Source organism: Sphingomonas bacterium (assembly GCF_903643035.1).
GTDB lineage: Bacteria > Pseudomonadota > Alphaproteobacteria > Sphingomonadales > Sphingomonadaceae > Sphingomonas.
Genome location: NZ_CAHJWW010000333.1, coordinates 1 through 2,696, shown reverse-complemented (window position 1 = coordinate 2,696; position 2,696 = coordinate 1). Strand labels below are relative to the sequence as shown.

The 2,696-nt window shown below is 67.5% G+C and carries 3 protein-coding genes and 1 pseudogene; all 4 read right to left on the bottom strand.

The features are described from left to right. Positions 1-605, bottom strand: a 605-nt coding sequence (locus HUV01_RS14750) for an MFS transporter (RefSeq protein ID WP_217431030.1), incomplete at its 3' end; no start/stop codon positions are given. A 38-nt stretch (positions 606-643) separates the two neighbouring features. Beyond that, positions 644-1,474 (bottom strand): hypothetical protein, encoded by an 831-nt coding sequence (locus HUV01_RS14745; protein ID WP_174298954.1) that lies wholly within the window; start codon positions 1,472-1,474, stop codon positions 644-646. A gap of 53 nt (positions 1,475-1,527) precedes the next feature. Further along, positions 1,528-1,917 carry a DUF6152 family protein gene (locus HUV01_RS14740; RefSeq protein ID WP_174298953.1) on the bottom strand — a complete coding sequence of 130 codons (390 nt, stop codon included), beginning with the start codon at positions 1,915-1,917 and terminating at the stop codon, positions 1,528-1,530. A gap of 80 nt (positions 1,918-1,997) precedes the next feature. Then, a pseudogene (locus HUV01_RS14735) lies at positions 1,998-2,696 on the bottom strand (hypothetical protein); the annotation flags it as partial.

Below are 2,696 nucleotides of genomic sequence, written 5' to 3'. Positions count from 1 at the left end.
GGCTCGCGGATCGTGCGGGCGGCGAGCAGGGCGACGATCAGGCCCGGGATGCCGACGATCGCGAACACCCAGCGCCAGCTCATCGAGCCGAGCAGCAAGGCCGCGATCGTCGGCCCGAAGCCAAGGCCGAACAGCGCAAAGGCGCTCTGCTGGAACCCCAGATTGCCGCCGCGCCGCCGGGGCAGCGAGGCTTCGGCGACGGCGGCGAAGCTCGACGGGCAGAAGGCGCCCTCGAACAGCCCCATCATGATCCGGCACGCCAGCATCGCGGCGAACGTACCGGCGAGCCCCGACAGGCCCGACAGCAACGAGAACAGCACCAGCGAGGGCACGATGACCCGCCTGCGTCCGAACACGTCGGACAGATTGCCCATGAACAGCGACGACACGCCCCACGCGATGCCGAGCGCGGCGACAAGGTTGCCGACGTCCTGAGGCCGCAGCGCCAGATCCCGCACCATGGTCGACGAGCGCAGACCGGCCAGGTCGGCGATGACCCAGCGGTCAAGGCCGACCAAGCCGAAACCGACGGTCAGCAGCAACACCGCGCGCCATTCGTACCGCCGGTCCCAGGCGCCGGTTCCGCCGGCCGCGGACGCGCCCACGCCGGCCCTTCCCTGTTCGCGTATCCTGCGATCCGTCGTCAGAACTTCAGGAAGCCTTCCTCGGGAGGCTTGGCGTTGGCGCTGATCCCCGACGCATTCTCGAAACACGATGCGTCGTCCAGCAAGGCCCATTTGCGCTCGTTCTTCCGCGCCCAGATATCGGTGCTCTCCACGGGTTCGGTGAAGGCGCCATCGTCGAACAGCGTCACATGGACATGCATCCTGTCCTTGGCGACGTGCTGCATGGTCCAGGTGAAGTGCAGCTTGTCGCTGTGCGGATCGAAATGCGTTTCCAGTGGCGTGTCGCCGCGCAGGCCGACCGTGTCGACATAGAGCGTGTCGCCGACCCAGTGGCCGATCGAATGGCCGCTGTAGCTCGGCTTGAGATCCTTTGGATGACCGCGACCATCCGTCCAGATCACCGTCGGCATGGCGCTGAAGAAGAAGACCATCACCGCGCCCGGCGTCTGCACCACCTCGCTGGGGAAGTTCTCGGACAGGATCAGGAACGGCAGGCTGAACGGCAGGCAGCGCGAGCCCGTGTCGCCCGTCTGCTTGCCGGTCTTGGCAAGGGCGACCCGCTCGTCCGACATCTTTTTGAACGCCGGCACATAGGGGAGCGGCCACGGCGCCAGATAGTTGGGCGGGCGGCCGTCGGCGGTCTGGCCGGTGTTGTTGATGACCCCCTGTCCCGGGATGCCCATCGCCGTACCCATCCACAACCCCGATACGTCCGGAACCGCCGGGTCGCCATAATAGGACACTCCCGCGGGCGGCCATGCCGTGCCCGCGTCCTGCGCCGCCAGCGGCATGGGCGCGGCAAGAGCGGCCAGGCCAGCCAGCCCGGTCAATATGCGTCTGATGGCCATCCTGCCCTCCCCTTGTACCCAAGCCGCCGGTTCGGCGCTTCGTTTCTTCGTCGTTACGCGCCGGGCTTCATCCGCTCGCCCAGCATCTTGCCGTTCGTCAGCACGACGGCGTTCAGGCTGCCGCCCTTGTCCCCACTGCGCAGCGGGGCCGCATAGATCGTCACCTTGTCGCCCGGTGCCATCGAACCCTTGGCGAAGCCCTCGCGACGCATCAGGCCGGGGTTGCCGCCTTCAATGGAGTATTTCTCCGGATTGCCGGTTCCGTTGGGCACCACGACGTACAGCCAGGTATGCGGGCTGGTCCACTGCCAGTCCTTCACGACGGCGTTCTTCAGAACGACTTCCTTCGTCTTGTCGAACATCGCGAACGAATGGTGCGCCACGGCCGGCAGCGGCGTGGCGAGCACGGCCAGCATGGTGATGATGCGGATCTTCTTGGTCATCGGTCTTCCTCTACTCGGTTCCACATTGCTCGCGCCCCGATCGCGCCCGCCGGCGAGCGTCGCGGGCGGTCGCGCCGGCCTCAATGCACGTATTTGTCCGGCGAAAAGTTCGTGTTGGGCGTGCACAGGAACTCGTGCGGCTCCCATGTCCGATCGCTCAGCAGGTGATAGGTCACAGTGGACACGATCGGCCGGCTGTAGGCGGTGGCATCGGTCAACGTCACCTTCACCGTGAGCGTGCCGGCGTCCACCCGGTGGAACCGCTCGGAGATCTTGAGGTCGTCGCTATGCGGCACGCCCGTGCCGTCGATCGGCTGATCCTTGATGCCGGAGATCTGCGTCACGAGATCGGACCCTTCGTAACGGCCGATCGCGTTGCCGTTCGAGAAGCTCTCCAGATCCTTGGGCGCAGGCAGCGCGGCGGGCGTGAGCCACACCCGGCGCACCGGAATGCCGTCGCGATACAGCATGACCCGGCCCGGCGTCTGCAGGATGAGCATCGGGCCGTTGGTCCCGGTGATGAAGCGCGGCATCCCCGGCGGCAGGCAACTGCGTATCGGATCGTCGGTCCGCGTGCCGGCGGCGGTATCGGCCACCCGCTTCTTCCAGGTGTCGGCGAACGCGCCCTTCAACGGCGGGGTCCAGGGCGCCCAGCCCTCCTTGCTGCCGGCGCCGGCGGGACCGTCGACGCGCACCCACACGCCGCTGATATCCGGCGCGGAGGCATCGCCGTGCCAGTTCAGGGCCTCGGGCGCGACGGCGCCCTGCGGCGCGGCCTG

Coding starts and splice junctions, on each gene's coding strand:
- HUV01_RS14745 (WP_174298954.1), bottom strand. CDS start 1,474: ATGGCCATCAGACGCATATTGACCGGGCTGGCTGGCCTGGCCGCTCTT.
- HUV01_RS14740 (WP_174298953.1), bottom strand. CDS start 1,917: ATGACCAAGAAGATCCGCATCATCACCATGCTGGCCGTGCTCGCCACG.